The organism is Candidatus Pandoraea novymonadis, assembly GCF_003004665.1.
In the GTDB taxonomy this organism is placed as follows: Bacteria; Pseudomonadota; Gammaproteobacteria; order Burkholderiales; family Burkholderiaceae; genus Pandoraea; species Pandoraea novymonadis.
Genome location: NZ_MUHY01000004.1, coordinates 71,149 through 88,224, shown reverse-complemented (window position 1 = coordinate 88,224; position 17,076 = coordinate 71,149). Strand labels below are relative to the sequence as shown.

Here is a 17,076-nt window from a genome sequence, read left to right as displayed (position 1 = left end):
GAGACCTTTTCAGACCCACATTGCTTGCAAGAGCCGAGATAATATTTAACTCTTGCCTCGCATGCAAGTTTTTTTTGAAAGAAGCCTTGCAAGAATGAAAATTCCTCTTTCAAACGATGTGAGGTATAGAATATCTCCTTTCATATTTGCCATATCTAACGCCTCGGCGTCTATGAAAAAATGTTCAACCGACGTTTATATATTCATTATCACCTCATAAAACTATCACTAAAGAATAAGAGCTGTCTTTATTAAAGACAGCATGCTGCTTCAGCTTCAAGATAATAAGTTACATAGAATGGAATATTCTCTAAAAATCGCTGACTAAAAACTTGGCATACTCGTTGATTTTTAACCCTTACTTTCATCGCACTCGAATTATGTTTTTGGAAGCAAAACCCACATTTTTCCTTTCTGACGCATGCGCCCAGCCAAATGTCCAGCCTCAGCACCTAACCCCCAAAAATAATCTGCCCGCACCCCACCCTTTATTGCACTTCCCGTGTCTTGAGCAAACATCAGGCGATTGATCAGTACTTTGGCCTGAGCATCATAAGGTTGACGCTTCGTGCTCAGAAATACCGGATTCCCCAATGGCACAGATGCAGGATCAACAGCAATCGAACGTTCCGCCGTCAATGGCACTCCCAATGCTCCCACTGGCCCTTCTATGCCACTCAAACCTCTACTCGGCATTTCACGAAAAAAAACAAAACGAGGATTAACATCAAGTAATGCATGTAGACGAGATGGATTGGCCATTGCCCAAGCCTTGATACCCTCCATCGTCGCTTGTGCTGGACTCAATTCACCAGATTCGATGAGCCAGCGACCGATAGATTTGTAAGGATGATCGTTAGTGCCCCCATACCCAACACGCATCACGGTGCCATCTTCCATCTTAATCTGACCGGATCCCTGTACTTGCAAAAAAAATGCTTCGATAGGATCTTCAACGTAGACCAATTCACTACCTCGCAGCACTCCACAGCGATTCAATTCCGCCCGCGCTGGCAACGAACCTACTTTATGACCTACAGGCCATTTATACAACGCTGTTTGATACTTTTTAGTACGAACACGTGAACCTCGCAGCAACGGCTCGTAGTATCCTGTGATTAATCCAGTTTTTGTGCCGTCGGCATTTATGATCTGGAAAGGTGTGAAATACGTCTCAAAAAATTGATGCAGTGCAACCGAATCAAGGTCGTCGAGCTGATCAACTGCCGCACAGACACGTTCCCAGTTTAATTGACGTCCTAAACGTGTGCACGTCTCTTTAAGTACGGGCTGTGTGCCAATTAGGGAATCTTCTCTCCAGCCTTCGATTTCCTCCCAGTTCGCTACCTGCATGTGGCTTTTGCCAGGTGGCGAAACATAAGGCAATAGATTGGTTAAGTTAGGATGACTGGCTTTACCCGGCGGTGTATAACCAGCACAGCCGTAGAGTAATGAAGTCAAGAAAATTAAGACGAGACATCCTGGATTAGCGCATGCTTGCAAAAACCACTTTCGAATACACATAATGGGAAGATTTATTCCTGAATATCAAGTACCTCTATTCTTACTCGAATTACTATCCTTAGTACCATTTTTCTCGGACAGTGCCAAAGATATCAGCCAAACGAGTAGACCTCGACGTTCTCGTTTAAATGCAAGAAATTCACAAAAAATCCTCAAAAACATCCAATCCTCAAAAACATCCAAATCTGGTAAAAAAAGACTATTAAAAACATAGCGGTATACTTTTTTGGATTTCCCTCTTTTCTACAAAACCTGCATAGATGGAAAAATGGAAAATACGTCGTAACTCAATCAATGGAGTGTTCGGGGGCCGGTCAAGGCAAATTCTGGAATTAAAACCTCAAAACGCGTACCGTCTTCTGCCAAACAGAAATATTCACCCCGCATCGTGCCGACTGGTGTTGCGATCATCGCCCAGCTCGTATACTCGAATTGCGCACCGGGTTTTAGGAATGGCTGATGGCCTATGACACCAAGGCCATTAATTTCTTGCACCCGATCATCACTATCAGTGATGATCCAGTGGCGAGAAATGAGTTGTGCCAGCGTTTCACCAGTATTGCGGATCGTGATTGTATATGCAAATGTAAATTGATGGTGCCCTGGCTCAGACTCCTCAGGCAAATACTGCTGACGTACTGTCACGGTAAATTCATATTGATTCATTATATCAATCCTATATAGAAAAAATAGAAAAGAAAACTCGAACAGATGTTGTCATCTAGGAATAAAAAATAGCCTCTGGAAGGACTAACCCTCTCGAACATTTTGCGGCAAGTAAACCTGCTGAGCAACCCGGCGTTTTTGAAACATTCAGACAGGCATGGGATAAAGCTTTAGAATAGACATTCTATCGATTCTATTTCGCCTTATGACGCAATTCTGTATCGCTCCCAGCATTCTTTCCGCGGATTTCGCTCGTCTGGGTGAGGAAGTCCGCAACGTCGTTGACGCCGGTGCTGACTGGATTCATATTGACGTAATGGATAACCATTACGTCCCAAATCTGACCGTAGGTCCCATGGTATGTCAGGCCATTCGTCCACATGTGGAAGTACCTATCGACGTTCACTTGATGGTTCGCCCTGTCGATCAGATTATCCCTGCCTTCGTGAAAGCAGGAGCCAATATGATCACCTTTCATCCAGAAGGATCTGATCATATCGATCGATCGCTTACTTTGATTCGTGATACAGGCTGTAAAGCTGGTCTTGTTTTTAACCCCGCGACGCCTCTCTATTACCTCGATCATCTAATGGATCGTCTAGACATGGTGCTCATTATGTCGGTCAATCCTGGGTTCGGCGGGCAATCATTCATTCCAGAAGCCCTTATCAAGCTACGTGCTGTGCGAGAACGGATTGACGCCTATACAGCGCATACTGGCAAGGAGATATTGCTGGAAATTGACGGCGGAGTAAAAACAGAGAATATCGCTCAGATCGCCGCCGCAGGTGCCGACATATTTGTAGCTGGCTCCGCCATCTTCGGACATCACGATTACAAAGCAGTCATCGATCAAATGCGTAAGGAGCTAGCAAAAGGGCAGTTGAGCTCTCTCTCCCAATAAAGTATGTCAAGCGCCAAAAAACAACTAACCCATCGTTCTCGTTAAAAAAAATAGGTTAACTATCTGCTCCCACAATGATTTATGCTTCGATTCTCATCGATCATTCGGAGACATTGTTTCTCGCTTTAATAACCCAAAACAGATATATCTCACAGTAAATTAACAGTAACAACTTTAACTTACGCTTATCTCATAAAAAAGAGGCAAACACCTTAAATTTTATGACAGATGACACGGGATTCCTAATGCATCCCCGTACGGTTGATACGACCAATCATCAAAAATGAATAGGAGATATTTAATATAACACCTAATAAATCTTTCTTGTCTTATATGATCGAGGCAATTCAAAAAACCGATAGTTATGCTAGCCGCTTAGTGTAGCTTCCCGTGACCACATCACAGCGGCGCTATGCAAATAACCTACGCGGGTGGTATAGTGCCTCCGTTAACGAACTTTTTTAAAAAAACATTAACGAAATTTGAGGTTATTAGGGTGCTCTTCAATTAATTGCGCACTGAAAAATTAAATACCACTGACACTGATTAAGCGCATGCTCACAAAAAATGGATTATTGGCGTGACCAACTTGAGATCTTTTTCCTGGCGACAGTGGCTCTTCTGAGTATATTTTCGTTTTTTGTATCGCTTCCTCGTCTTTTTTGACATAAGCCATCTTCTCGATCAGGCTTAATTTCCTCAAAAAATTTAGGTAGGATCTGCATGTGGATATTTTTCTACCACTTCGAAGCGATCATACAAGCTGTTACGATAGAGATAGAGAGAAAATGACCGAACTCGAATTCAATTCGCTAGCAAATCAAGGTTTCAACCGTATTCCATTAATCGCAGAAGCGCTCGCCGATCTCGATACTCCGCTCTCAATTTATCTCAAGCTGGCTCAAGGTGATCGTCGAGGTGCGAATACATTTTTGCTAGAATCCGTTGTCGGGGGCGAACGTTTCGGTCGCTACTCCTTCATCGGTCTCTCTGCGCGTACACTGTTGCGTAGCTTTGGATTCAAAACTGAAGTGGTGCGCGACGGTTGCGTCGTTGAAACATATGAAGGCGATCCTCTGGATTTCATTACCAAATTCCAGTCTCGTTTCAAAGTCGCCATGCGTCCTGGCATGCCAAGATTTTGCGGTGGTCTCGCAGGCTATTTTGGCTATGATGCCGTCCGCTACATTGAAAAGAAACTCTCAAACACAACACAACACGATGATATAGGACTACCAGATATTCAGTTGTTGCTGACTGAAGAATTGGCTGTCATCGATAATTTGACAGGTAAGCTTTATTTGATTGTGTATGCTGACCCAAATCAACCAGAGGCTTTCTCACACGCCCGATTACGTTTGCGTGAATTACGAACACGCCTGCGCGCACCAGTTGATGCGCCGGTAACTTCCAGTAGCGTGCGTAGCGAAATCTTGCGTCAATTTGCTAAAGCTGACTACCTCTCTGCCGTCGCAAAAGCGAAGCAAGCGATTGCTGAAGGTGAATTGATGCAGCTGCAAATCGGTCAACGATTGATCAAGCCATATCGGGATGCTCCACTTTCTCTGTACCGTGCGCTGCGTTCATTGAATCCATCGCCGTACATGTATTTCTACAATTTTGGTGATTTTCAAGTAGTAGGAGCATCTCCTGAAATTCTCGTTCGAAATGAGCAACGCCAAACACCAGATGGCACCGCAAACATCGTGACAATTCGCCCATTGGCTGGAACACGACCACGCGGCGCAACACCTGAACGTGATGATGAACTCGCAACTGAGCTGCTCAATGATCCAAAGGAGATCGCGGAGCATCTGATGTTAATAGATCTAGCTCGGAATGACGTAGGCCGTATCGCACAGACCGGGTCAGTAGTCGTCACCGACAAAATGATCATCGAGAAATATTCACACGTGCAGCATATCGTTAGTTCGGTTGAAGGACATCTCAAACCAGGGTTATCGAATATTGACGTATTACGTGCCTCCTTCCCTGCCGGAACGTTAACTGGTGCGCCAAAAGTCAGAGCAATGGAGATGATTGATGTGCTTGAACCAACGAAACGGGGACTGTATGGTGGTGCAGTAGGCTACCTCTCTTTCGGAGGAGAAATGGACATTGCGATAGCAATTCGGACAGGTGTACTCAAAGATGGCAATCTTTACGTACAAGCCGCCGCTGGAATCGTCGCAGATTCCGTGCCCGAATCTGAATGGCAAGAAACAGAAAATAAAGCGCGGGCTGTATTGCGTGCTGCTGAACAAGTACAAGATGGCCTCGATGCTGAGTATTAAGGCGCACTAAAAACATGAGCAACATCGGCACGATTGCGTTTCCTGTTTTTCTAATATTTTCTATTTCTATGGTCAGGAGGCATTTATGCTGCTAATGATCGACAATTATGATTCTTTCACCTATAACATAGTCCAATACTTTGGTGAACTAGGTGAAGATGTTCGCGTATTCCGCAATGACGAAATTACTCTCGATGCCATCGCAGCCCTAAAACCTAGACGCATCTGCCTATCCCCCGGTCCAAGCTGCCCGGAAAATGCAGGGATCACCCTTGATGTTCTAAAACATTTTAGTGCTAGCATACCAATCCTTGGTGTCTGTCTCGGCCATCAAGCCATAGGTGAAGCATTTGGCGGAAAGGTAATACGGGCGAAGCAGATCATGCACGGGAAAGTGAGTGAGATCGAAACAACGCAGCAAGGTGTCTTTGCGCATCTGCCCAATCGTTTCACCGTCACACGCTATCATTCGCTAGCCATTGAACGGGCATCACTTCCAGACAATCTTGAAGTGACTGCTTGGGCAAACGACGGTGAAATCATGGGCATACGCCACAAAACGCTCCCTGTCGAAGGAGTACAATTTCATCCGGAATCCATCCTATCGGAACATGGACACGCACTTTTGCGGAACTTCTTGGAAGAAGTGTCAGCAAGATGAATTTCAATTTATCGCCATCCTGATATGACAACAAACCACAAATGATTACCCCGCAAGAAGCATTACAACGTACAATCGAACACCGCGAAATTTTTCACGATGAGATGCTTCACTTAATGCGTCTTATTATGAAAGGTGAAATTTCGTCGGTCATGGCAGCCGCGATCATCACTGGCCTCCGTGTTAAGAAGGAAACAATCGGTGAAATTGCTGCTGCAGCACAAGTCATGCGAGAATTTGCAGATCACGTCCATACACCATTGGATAATGAACATTTGGTTGATATCGTTGGCACAGGTGGTGATTTATCACATACATTCAATATTTCAACCGCATCAATGTTCGTGGCTGCCGGAGCAGGTGCAAAAGTTGCCAAACACGGTAATCGGGGAGTCAGCTCGAAGTCTGGCAGTGCAGATGTGCTCGAAGCACTAGGTGTCAATATTATGCTTAGCTCTAAGCATGTCGCCCAGTGTCTAAATACCGTTGGTATCGGTTTTATGTTCGCACCGAACCATCATCCAGCCATGAAAAACGTGGCAAAAATACGAAAAGAAATTGGGGTGCGCACAATTTTCAATATCCTCGGTCCACTAACGAATCCAATCGGTACACCAAATCAGTTAATGGGAGTATTCCATCCCGATCTGGTAGGTATTCAGGTTCGCGTAATGCAAAGATTGGGCGCAAAGCATGTCCTAGTAGTTTATGGTAAAGATGGCATGGATGAAGTATCTCTAGGCGCGGCAACGCTTATCGGCGAACTCAAAGATGGAAAAATTACGGAATACGAGATTCATCCAGAAGATTTTGATTTATCGATGGCCAGCAATCGTAGCCTGAAGGTAGTTGATACTGCCGAGTCAAAAGCTATGCTACTCGCTGCACTTGACAATCAACCCGGTATACCGCGTGATATCGTTGTCCTTAACGCTGGTACAGCCCTGTATGCTGCCAACCGTGTGCTCAGCATCGCGGATGGGATAGCCTCTGCGAAAGAAGCCATCGCCAGCGGTGCAGCACGAGCAAAACTGGACGAGTTTGTCAGCTTTACACAACAGTTCACAACGAAAACTGCCTAATTTCATACAAGCCCTCTTTTAATGCATTGTGTTAATGCTACCGTCTACTGAGTTGAGATCCATTGCCATGGCTACTATTCTTGATAAGATCCTGACCGTTAAGGCTAAAGAAGTCGCGACCGCACGCCGACATCGTGACCTATCTAGTATCCGCCGCGACGCAGAAGCTGCCATGCAAGATAGCGCCATGCGCACACGTGACTTCGTTGGTGCAATTCGCAAAAAAATCAATGTAGGAAGCTCGGCTGTGATTGCTGAAATCAAGAAAGCCAGCCCATCGAAAGGCGTGATTCGCGAACCTTTCCTGCCAGCGGAAATAGCGGAATCGTATCAACAAGGGGGTGCTGCCTGCTTATCCGTTCTAACAGATAAGCATTTCTTTCAAGGTTCTCCTGCATACCTCCAAGCAGCACGAACGGTATGCAATTTGCCTGTGTTACGCAAAGACTTCATAATCGATATATATCAAGTTTATGAAGCACGTGTGATGATGGCAGATGCTATCCTCTTGATCGCTGCCGCACTCGAACCGGCTCGCATGCGCGACCTCAACGCACTAGCACTCGAACTCGGGATGGCCGTAATAGTCGAAGTCCACAATCACCATGAGCTAAATACCGGAATCACATTAAATACTACACTGATCGGTATCAACAACCGTAACCTACATAATTTCGATGTTTCACTCAATACTACTCTCAACCTTCTAGGGATGATTCCAGAGGACCGCATTGTTGTTACAGAATCAGGCATTCTGTCACGTCAAGATGTACAATGTATGCGAACTGCCAACGTTCATACCTTCCTGGTCGGTGAAGCCTTCATGCGATCACCCGTGCCAGGAGATGCGTTGGCTCAGCTGTTCGAGATGCCCAGATAAGTTGCACTACTTGTATATATGAATTAGCTGCACCTCATGGAAATACTTCATAAGTTATTTAATATTCTTTAACTAAACCACACACACGTACGTGACAACAGCGTTTAATTGACCTTTGCGTACATATGATCAAACTCTCCCAAAATCTTTTTTCAACGAATGCGATATCCTCATGCAACGGTTTCCAACCCTTGAAAAATCCGCGAACGAAAAACCAGCTAAACCCACATGTCTATGATAAGTTTAAAAAAAGTATTAACGTCAAAATTCTAGCGCTGCTACGGCCCCTTTTTTGTTGTTGATACAATTGCAACTCCTATGTCATCTTTCTTTCAATACCCTGCTTAATTCTTTCCTTCAATCACCCACAACATCAGCCAATTGACATCCTTTGCTTTTCGATTTAATAGACACATTCGAGCCATTATCAGCACCACAGGAAAAATCGCTCTCTTCCCAATTTAAAGCACTGCCTCATGCATGGCGTGTCATCCTTACCTCTTTTATTGACAGCCCAGTTTATCAAACACTCTGTACATTCATTGACAGTGAGCTTTCTATGGGTAAAACCATATATCCCACAGATATATTCCATGCGTTGAAATTGACATTACCGGAAAATGTCAAAGTCGTGATCCTGGGCCAAGATCCGTATCATGGTAATGACCATGGTATTCCACAGGCCAATGGTCTTGCATTTTCTGTACAACGAGGGGTATGCATACCTCCATCGTTACGTAATATCTACAGGGAAATCGAACGTGATCTGGGTTTTGCACCACCTGGACATGGACATCTTAGTACATGGGCAAAGCAAGGTGTACTGCTGCTCAACACAGTGCTCACCGTAGAGGCGGGGAAAGCAGGAAGTCATGCAAAACGCTTCAAAAGAGGGGGATGGGAAGCCTGTACCGATGTCTTGCTACAAAGGATTGCTGCCTCCCATCATAAGAAAATGGTTTTCCTCTTATGGGGCAGGCATGCTCAAGCCAAAAAACATTTACTCGAAGGATATGGACATCTCTTGCTCGAAGCGCCACATCCATCACCGCTTTCAGCATATCGTGGTTTCCTGGGCTGCGGACATTTCAGCACAACCAATTGCTTCTTAAAACGGCACAACCTACTTGAAATTGATTGGCAATTGCCCGAATAATTTATAGCCTTTACGCGATCCAGTGGATTGAAAATCCACTGGATCGTATTATGAGCGTGAGATAACAAACGACTCAAGCTTACCACAATCGAACATTCAGCCTGATGCACGTCCAATCAAGAATCTTTTTAGCAATGGCAATGCATTGATGCCATTCAATCCAGTATTACGTATAAATTTTGTTAATGATCCTCCAAGCGCAAAAATCCGCTGTAAACCATCTGTCATCAATACAATACTATCAATATCCTCGCGACGAGCACGTTCATAACGCCGCAGCACAACTGAATCTCCTGGACTTCGGAAACTCTCGCGACCGCTGATAATGTCAGCTAAGACTGACACATCGCGCAGCCCGAGATTCATGCCTTGTCCCGATAAAGGATGTACAGTGTGAGCAGCATCCCCTACCAACGCCACGCGTGGCGCAATCAACCGTTTAGATTGTGCGAGTGACAAAGAGAACCCCTGTGTTTTCGTGGAAATTGGCGTCAAAGCTCCAAGTTCATCTGCTACCCATGGAGCCAAGTGTTCTGCAAACACTCCTGGTTCCATTCCAAGTAAATGTTGAGCATGCTTATCAAACGCGGACCAGACAAGTGAAACTTTTTGCTCCGGCAATGGAAGGAGCGCAATGATTTCTCCATCTACGAACCACTGAAATGCAGTGTCCCGATGTGGGCGTTCAGCAAGAAAATTGCAAACAATTCCGATTTGCTTATAAGAACGACGACTACCATCCAGCCCACTGGCCTGCCTCATCCAAGACTGAGATCCATCGGCCCCAACGATGAGTGATGCGCTCAGAGAAATATCATTTTTAAGACGCAGCGTAGCGCTCTCCTCAGTTATGCTCAATCCTTCTACTTCGGCATTAAGCCAATGCACCTGTGGTGAAAAACGCAGTGCCGTATCCAACGCCCGTTCGAGATTCGATAATTCGACAATCCAAGCCAGTTGTGGCACAGATGCTTGATAAGCTGAAAAATGTAGCTCGCTATGAGCATCACCATCACCAAAAACGCGAATATCATAGACTGGATTCAAGCGTGAACTGTCTAAAGCCTGCCAAACATTCATCTTTTCAAACAACGCCTGAGAACTTGACGATAAGGAATAAATTCGGGAATCCCATGCATCTGCGCTCAGGGCAGTAGGCGGTGGAGGCCTAGTCAGCAACGTCACAGATAATCGAGCCTGCGATAGCCGTAGCGCTGTGGCTTTGCCAATCAAACCACCACCAACGACAATCACTTCATGAGTTTGGGATGGAATCATGTAGTTAAATTGTCCTGATAGAAATAGAATAAATCGGTTTATCGAGATAAACTCATTCTCGCATGCCATTATTTTTCGTAAGTGGGTGCAACACTGTGTGTGACACCATGACTCAAATTCCTTTGCAGTATAATTGCTTTTTGCACTACTCACCATGACTACGTAGGTTTAATGCGGTCACACCAGCATTCCATCAAAAAATTTCTCACAGCATTATCCGCAACGCAAAAGATCTAGGATACTCCAAAGTTATCTCATAAGATTAGACCCGATACGTGTGGGAGTCTTGTACTGAAATAAATCTCTCGTCTCAATTCATGTTTATGAGATTCTAGTCAACCAAAGCGAATCAATTGTCCGTCAAACTTAAATTACAAGGTGGATTGTGGTAATACCTATGCTGATCAATTACCAAAAAGGTTAAAATCAACAATTTTCCGTGGGCACTAGAGTATTGAGCTCTATGCTCCCCTACCCCAAAAAAATAAGTAAGTTGTCTTAAAAAAATATGGAGTTCTCTGATAAAGGTATGTCTGATCCAAAAAGGATAGCGTCCGGCTCGGACTCTCTCAAACATTCACAGGAATTTTATGAGTCTAAAATGCGGTATCGTTGGCCTACCTAACGTCGGAAAATCCACTCTCTTCAACGCACTGACCAACGCAGGCATCGCGGCCGACAATTATCCATTTTGTACTATTGATAGAAACATAGGTGTAGTAAAGGTTCCTGATCCACGCCTATTTAAACTAGCCGAAATCGTGATGCCAGAGCGTATATTGTCAGCAACTGTCGAATTTGTTGACATTGCAGGCTTAGTAGCTGGAGCATCGAAAGGCGAAGGTCTCGGGAACAAATTCCTCGCCAATATTCGTGAAACACACGCAATTACGCATGTTGTGCGGTGCTTCGAAGATGAAAACGTAATTCACATACAAGGCAAAATTGACCCTATTTCTGATATAGAAGTGATCAACACCGAACTGGCGTTAGCTGACCTCACAACGATCGAGAAAACACTCCAGCGTTACAAAAAGGTAGCGAAATCTGGTGGTGACAAGGAATCAGCCAAGTTAGTAGCTGTGTTGGAAAAGATCGTCCCATTGCTCAACGAAGCTCAGCCCATACGCTCGATTAGCCTCACGAAAGATGAGCAAATGCTCATCAAACCCCTCTGTCTCATCACGGCTAAGCCAACCATGTACATCGCCAACGTGAATGAGAAGGGTTTCGAAAACAATCAATACCTAACCGCCGTCCAAAAACATGCAGAACTGGAAAAGGCTCCGGTAATTGCTGTTTGTGCGGAAATCGAAGCGGAAATTTCCGATCTTGACGACGCCGAAAAAGCCGATTTTCTTACTGAAATAGGCATGAAAGAACCGGGGCTAGATCGCTTGGTTCGCGCGGGCTTTAAGTTGCTCGGACTGCAAACTTATTTTACAGCTGGGATAAAGGAAGTACGTGCTTGGACTATCAATGTAGGCGACACTGCACCACAGGCTGCTGGTGTGATTCATACAGACTTCGAACGTGGTTTTATCCGTGCCCAAACAATTGCATACCCTGACTATCTTCAATATAGAGGGGAACAAGGTGCAAAAGAAGCAGGGAAAATGCGAGTAGAAGGCAAAGAATATGTCGTACAAGATGGGGATGTGATGAATTTCTTGTTCAATGTTTGAATAACCCACCTATTCACGTGCCTCAAGACACGAAATAATAATCGTCAACTGGCTATTTCGTAGGTGAAGGCACTATTTGTAAAATACCCGTGCTGTAGAGAATAATGAGGAAAACTTGCTATATAAAAGTTCTGACACTTCCCAACAAGCATAGAAATCCCACGTTATAATTATGAGCTATACTTAAATCCTCACACCATGCAACTGCTCGCACTTGGCCTGAATCATCATACAGCGCCCGTTTCGCTACGCGAACGGGTGGCGTTTCCATTTGAGCGAATTGAGCCAGCGTTGGCAGGGTTGAAAGAGCTTTGGCAAAACTCAGGCCCAGAGCGTAGAGCCGAAGCAGCCATTCTTTCCACCTGTAATCGAACGGAAATCTATTGTGTAACAGCTGACGCTGCAGCAGGTGATCGTGCCATTCATTGGCTATCGCAGTTTCATCAAATTCCTACCGCTGAGTTGGTCCCTCATCTATATGCACTGCCACAATCAGAGGCGGTGCGAAACGCATTTCGCGTCGCTAGCGGCCTCGATTCGATGGTGCTTGGCGAAACACAAATTCTCGGTCAATTGAAAGATGCTGTACGCACAGCCTCCGAAGCCGGTGCATTGGGTACCTATTTGAATCAATTATTCCAGCGCACGTTCGCGGTTGCGAAAGAAGTGCGTGGCCAAACCAAAATCGGAGCACATTCAGTCTCAATGGCTGCGGCAGCTGTCCGTCTCGCAAAACGAATATTCGAGAGTATAGAAACGCAAAATGTTTTATTCATCGGTGCAGGCGAAATGATTGAACTCTGCGCCACACATTTTGCGGCACAACATCCGAAATCACTCTATATCGCCAATCGCACAATCGAGCGTGGTGAAAAACTCGCAGAGAGTTTCGTCGGCAAAGCTATTCCACTCTCAGCATTACCAAACATCCTGCATAAATTCGATATCGTTATCTCCTGCACTGCGAGTTCATTGCCAATCATTGGCCTCGGTGCAATTGAACGAGCCATTAAGATCCGAAAACACAAACCCATGTTTATGGTCGATCTGGCTGTACCACGCGATATCGAGCCAGAGATCGGGCGTCTCACAGACGTTTTTTTATACACTATTGATGACCTCGGCGCTGTCGTACGTGAGGGCAACACAGTGCGTCAATCCGCTGTGGCACAAGCTGAAGCTATCATTGAAACACGAGTCAAAGATTTCATGCAGTGGCTAGAAGCACGCAGTGTTGTCCCCGTTATCCGTGATATTCACGCACAGGCAGAAACAGTTCGGCAAACTGAACTCGAACGAGCGAAGCGCATGCTTCGGCGTGGTGACGATCCATTGGATATCTTCGACACTCTATCTCTTGCGTTAACCAAAAAATTTCTACACGGCCCAACCCTCGCACTCAAAACAGCATCCAGCAACGAGCGTAACCACCTCATTCAATTTATTCTCGAATGGTTTCGCCATTCAGGAACTTCTGATAAATAAATGAAAGCAAGCATGCAAGCTAAACTCGACCAGATAACACAGCGTCTAGTCGAGCTCAACAAGCTATTAAGCCAAACCGATGTCACGGATAACTTGGATAACTATCGAAAGCTCACACGTGAACATGCCGAGCTTTCTCCGATTGTTGAGCAATATCAGCGCTACCGCCAAGCGCAGCAAGATATCGATTTTGCGCAAGACATGGCGCTTGATCCGGAGATGCGAGATTTCGCCGAAGAAGAAAGCATCAGTGCACGCGCACGCATAGTCACGTTGCAAGATGAGCTTCAACGCATGCTCTTACCTCGAGATCCTAATGATGATCGCAACATCTTTCTAGAAATCCGGATAGGAACTGGCGGAGATGAATCTGCCCTTTTTGCAAGTGACTTGCTACGTATGTATATGCGATATGCAGAACGCCAGCACTGGCAAACCGAAGTGATCTCTGCGAGCGAATCAGACTTGGGTGGCTATAAGGAAGTCATCATCCGCCTGATTGGTCAAAGTGTATATTCACAACTCAAATTCGAGTCTGGTGGCCATCGCGTACAGCGTATTCCTACCACGGAAACCCAAGGCCGCATCCATACGTCCGCCTGTACCGTAGCGGTAATGCCAGAAGCAGATGATATCGCTGATGTCCAGATCAGTCCCGCCGACATTCGTATCGATACCTTTCGTGCATCAGGTGCAGGTGGACAGCACATCAACAAAACAGACTCAGCTGTACGCATCACACACTTGCCAACGGGAATAGTCGTAGAATGCCAGGAGGACCGTTCACAGCATCGAAACAAGGATAAAGCCATCACTGTGCTGGCCGCTCGTATCAAAGATACGCAACTACGCATCCAACAAGCTAAAGAAGCTGCCACACGTAAGAATTTGATCGGCTCAGGTGATCGTTCACAGCGCATCCGAACGTATAATTTCCCCCAGGGACGTATCACTGACCATCGAATCAACCTCACTCTCTACAAGCTAGAGTACATCATGGATGGTGATCTAGAGGAAATGATAAAAGCACTCGTTACCGAGCATCAAGCCGAGCAACTGGCTTCGCTTTACGAAAGGGTGTAAACCTCTGATGAAAGACAAAAATCGAGCTAATCTGATCATGGTTAATGGATCGCCATCGTTATCAGAAAAAACATGCGTGCCTATAACAGTTTCCGATCTTTTCCACGAATCCGATCTGCCAACTTTAGAGACACGTATTTTACTCACACATACGCTTGGCTGGTCCCATTCTCAGCTAATTACGCGCAACCGAGAGCCACTTGACACGATTTCTATCAATACTTATCAAAAGTTATGTGCCCGTCGTTTGACTGGCGAGCCCATTGCCTATCTGACTGGCAAACGAGAATTCTTTGGATTAACACTATCCGTTAATGCCTCGGTACTCATTCCACGCTCAGAAACCGAGTTGTTAGTTGAGTTGGCATTAGAATATCTGGCCGGAATCGCAGCACCTCGTGTCCTTGATGTCGGCACAGGAAGCGGAGCTATTGCATTGGCAATCGCTACAGCATGTCCCAATGCACATGTCATAGGAATTGACCATTCTCGGGATGCACTAGCTGTCGCACGTGCTAATGCGGCACAACTCGGAATGCTCTCTTCTACAAACGATGGTCCTCATGTGGAATACCTCGAAAGCAATTGGTATCATGGACTTAACCCTACAAACAATGAACAGTATGTGGCGCCATTCGATCTCATTGTCTCCAATCCTCCATATATCCCAGCTGACGATCCACACTTAACGCAAGGCGATCTGCGCTACGAACCTATAGATGCACTCACGGATCATGCTGACGGATTATCTGCACTGCGCATCATCATAGCTGGAGCCAGTATGCACTTAATCCCGGGTGGCTGGCTACTGTGCGAACACGGCTACAATCAAGCGCATGTCGTACGCGACTTGTGCTGTGATTCTGGATTAAGTAACGTCTTCTCAGCAAAAGATCTTTCCGGCATAGAACGTGTAACAGGCGGTCAACACAGAAAAACGTTAAAATATCCACCAAAAAATACATTAACTGGCATCCCAAAGGCTTGAAATCATGACTATACAGGAAAAAATACAACAAATCGTCAGCAGTCATTCTATCGTCCTTTTCATGAAAGGTAGTGCAGTGTTTCCGATGTGCGGTTTTTCAGGGCGGGCTGTAAAAATTCTTAAAGACTGTGGATTCAACGACTTCTTCACCGTAGATGTCTTACAAGATAATGAAATCCGCCAAGGATTGAAAGAATTCGCCAATTGGCCAACAATCCCACAACTTTACATTCGCGGTGAATTCATCGGCGGCTCAGATATAATGATGGAAATGTACCAGAGTGGCGAGCTCAAACAAGCGCTGGCCAAGCCACCTCAGTAGAATGAACACTCAATATTATTGCTCACAATCATTCCTCCCCCGGCATGTTGCCACCTTATTTCTAGCATGAATTTTTCTTCCTCAGCGGTCGAATCGCATAGACCTCGCATTGTGGTAGCCATCACAGGAGCAAGTGGTGCAATTTATGGAGTCCGCCTGCTGATGTTTCTAAGCAAACTTGGTAGCATAGAAACGCATTTGCTGGTGTCAAATGCCGGTTGGCTAACGCTTCTTCACGAACTCGAGATGAAAAAATCTGAAGTACAAGCATTAGCCAATTTTACGTACAGTGTGCGCGAAGTAGGGGCAACAATCGCCAGCGGTTCTTTCGCGACAATCGGCATGGTAGTAGCGCCCTGTTCGATGAAAACTCTAGCAAGTATTGCACACGGCTTATCCGATAATTTGATTACTCGAGCCGCTGACGTCGTCCTTAAAGAAAGACGACGCCTTGTCTTGATGGTGAGAGAAACTCCATTCAATCTCGTGCATCTACGCAATATGGCAGCAGTCACAGAAATGGGTGGAATCATCTATCCACCAGTGCCCGCATTCTACAACAGACCTTCCTCTCTTGAGGATATGGTCGAAGATACGGTGAGTCGCATACTCGACCTATTCAGACTAGGTCCTACTATTTCAGACAGTTGGTCAGGATTAGGAAAAGAGAATAATAACAGTACGTGAGTACAAGCACACCAAGTCAAGGAGGCTACTTCGGTGGATATCATCCCCCCCCCACGATAGAAGAAACATCTGAAAATAGGTCCCCCAAAACCCTCAAGCAGCAAAACCGGCACATGCCTCCCCGAAGATTTAGCTATCTATAGTTATTATAAGACTCCCCAATGTAATGGAACCACTTCGGTCTTAGTTCACCAAAGTGACACTTATTTAAAAGTGTTGATAAAATCAATCTACATCTAAAAACATATGATCGAATCACCTTGAGCATTAAAATGACGCATCGATACAAATCTTCTATGTATTCTGGTAGCTCCAAAACATACGCAAAATGTGCAAATTTGCAATTTACGTGCTAGTTACATAGTAAAAGCTAAATAGCAA

General features: G+C 45.3%; 15 protein-coding genes. 12 read left to right on the top strand and 3 right to left on the bottom strand.

Annotation, left to right across the window (positions count from 1 at the left end):
* Positions 1 to 378 precede the first annotated feature (378 nt).
* Together mltA and apaG are read right to left on the bottom strand one after the other, a co-directional pair.
* Positions 379 to 1,353, bottom strand: a complete 975-nt coding sequence (mltA, locus tag BZL35_RS04935) for a murein transglycosylase A (protein WP_420837026.1) — start codon at positions 1,351 to 1,353, stop codon at positions 379 to 381.
* A gap of 462 nt (positions 1,354 to 1,815) precedes the next feature.
* A complete protein-coding gene (gene apaG, locus BZL35_RS04930; protein ID WP_106183138.1) occupies positions 1,816 to 2,190 on the bottom strand; it encodes a Co2+/Mg2+ efflux protein ApaG in 375 nt (124 codons plus the stop codon).
* Positions 2,191 to 2,395: 205 nt separating this feature from the next.
* Here apaG and rpe point away from each other — a divergent pair, with 205 nt between their 5' ends.
* From rpe to BZL35_RS04900, 6 genes are all read left to right on the top strand, one after another.
* The gene (gene rpe / locus BZL35_RS04925) at positions 2,396 to 3,094 is read left to right on the top strand and encodes a ribulose-phosphate 3-epimerase (RefSeq protein WP_106183137.1); all 699 of its coding nucleotides are present in this window, start codon (positions 2,396 to 2,398) and stop codon (positions 3,092 to 3,094) included.
* A 788-nt stretch (positions 3,095 to 3,882) separates the two neighbouring features.
* The gene (gene trpE, locus BZL35_RS04920) at positions 3,883 to 5,388 is read left to right on the top strand and encodes an anthranilate synthase component I (protein WP_106183136.1); all 1,506 of its coding nucleotides are present in this window, start codon (positions 3,883 to 3,885) and stop codon (positions 5,386 to 5,388) included.
* Between the two features lie 85 nt (positions 5,389 to 5,473).
* Positions 5,474 to 6,049, top strand: coding sequence for an anthranilate synthase component II (locus BZL35_RS04915; protein ID WP_106183135.1), 576 nt, complete (start codon positions 5,474 to 5,476; stop codon positions 6,047 to 6,049).
* A 41-nt stretch (positions 6,050 to 6,090) separates the two neighbouring features.
* Positions 6,091 to 7,131, top strand: coding sequence for an anthranilate phosphoribosyltransferase (gene trpD / locus BZL35_RS04910; protein WP_106183134.1), 1,041 nt, complete (start codon positions 6,091 to 6,093; stop codon positions 7,129 to 7,131).
* Positions 7,132 to 7,198: 67 nt separating this feature from the next.
* Complete coding sequence (gene trpC / locus BZL35_RS04905) at positions 7,199 to 8,011, top strand: indole-3-glycerol phosphate synthase TrpC (protein WP_106183133.1); 813 nt, start codon at positions 7,199 to 7,201, stop codon at positions 8,009 to 8,011.
* A 391-nt stretch (positions 8,012 to 8,402) separates the two neighbouring features.
* Positions 8,403 to 9,167: a uracil-DNA glycosylase gene (locus BZL35_RS04900; protein WP_106183132.1), complete on the top strand. Its 765-nt coding sequence runs from the start codon at positions 8,403 to 8,405 to the stop codon at positions 9,165 to 9,167.
* A gap of 96 nt (positions 9,168 to 9,263) precedes the next feature.
* Here the strand turns inward: BZL35_RS04900 and BZL35_RS04895 are convergent, their stop codons facing one another.
* Positions 9,264 to 10,445, bottom strand: a complete 1,182-nt coding sequence (locus BZL35_RS04895; protein ID WP_106183131.1) for a UbiH/UbiF family hydroxylase — start codon at positions 10,443 to 10,445, stop codon at positions 9,264 to 9,266.
* A gap of 590 nt (positions 10,446 to 11,035) precedes the next feature.
* Between BZL35_RS04895 and ychF the strand changes: the two genes are divergently transcribed.
* The 6 genes from ychF to BZL35_RS04865 all read left to right on the top strand — a co-directional run bounded on the left by ychF (position 11,036) and on the right by BZL35_RS04865 (position 16,695).
* Complete coding sequence (gene ychF / locus BZL35_RS04890; RefSeq protein WP_106183130.1) at positions 11,036 to 12,130, top strand: redox-regulated ATPase YchF; 1,095 nt, start codon at positions 11,036 to 11,038, stop codon at positions 12,128 to 12,130.
* Positions 12,131 to 12,328: 198 nt separating this feature from the next.
* A complete protein-coding gene (gene hemA / locus BZL35_RS04885; RefSeq protein WP_106183129.1) occupies positions 12,329 to 13,615 on the top strand; it encodes a glutamyl-tRNA reductase in 1,287 nt (428 codons plus the stop codon).
* On the top strand, positions 13,616 to 14,698 hold the full coding sequence (gene prfA / locus BZL35_RS04880; protein ID WP_106183128.1) for a peptide chain release factor 1: 1,083 nt from the start codon (positions 13,616 to 13,618) through the stop codon (positions 14,696 to 14,698). It begins immediately after the preceding gene.
* 37 nt (positions 14,699 to 14,735) lie between these two features.
* Positions 14,736 to 15,686, top strand: a complete 951-nt coding sequence (prmC, locus tag BZL35_RS04875) for a peptide chain release factor N(5)-glutamine methyltransferase (RefSeq protein WP_106183151.1) — start codon at positions 14,736 to 14,738, stop codon at positions 15,684 to 15,686.
* Positions 15,687 to 15,690: 4 nt separating this feature from the next.
* Complete coding sequence (gene grxD, locus BZL35_RS04870) at positions 15,691 to 16,008, top strand: Grx4 family monothiol glutaredoxin (protein ID WP_106183127.1); 318 nt, start codon at positions 15,691 to 15,693, stop codon at positions 16,006 to 16,008.
* 66 nt (positions 16,009 to 16,074) lie between these two features.
* The gene (locus BZL35_RS04865; RefSeq protein ID WP_106183126.1) at positions 16,075 to 16,695 is read left to right on the top strand and encodes a UbiX family flavin prenyltransferase; all 621 of its coding nucleotides are present in this window, start codon (positions 16,075 to 16,077) and stop codon (positions 16,693 to 16,695) included.
* The last annotated feature ends 381 nt before the right edge of the window (positions 16,696 to 17,076 follow it).